Annotated in this window: 1 protein-coding gene; it reads left to right on the forward strand. The window is 62.9% G+C overall.

All coding sequences use genetic code 11. The features are described from left to right. Window positions 1–283: DUF4082 domain-containing protein (locus IG98_RS46400; protein ID WP_037973160.1), on the forward strand; the 283-nt coding region annotated here is incomplete at both ends.

Below are 283 nucleotides of genomic sequence, written 5' to 3' on the forward strand. Positions count from 1 at the left end.
GCATCCGCTTCTACAAGGGTCCGCAGAACACCGGGACGCACGTCGGAAGCCTGTGGACCAGCAGCGGCCAGCTGCTCGCGAGCGCGACCTTCACCAACGAGACCGCATCCGGGTGGCAACAGGTGAACTTCCCCACACCCGTGAACATCGCCGCCAACACCACCTACATCGCCTCCTACCACACCACATCCGGATTCTATTCGGTAACGAGGCCCTACTTCACAACGCAATACACGAACAGCCCGCTCCTCGCGCTCGCGAACGGCGCGGAAGGCGGAAACGG

The organism is Streptosporangium amethystogenes (genome assembly GCF_000721075.1).
In the GTDB taxonomy this organism is placed as follows: Bacteria; Actinomycetota; Actinomycetes; order Streptosporangiales; family Streptosporangiaceae; genus Streptosporangium; species Streptosporangium amethystogenes.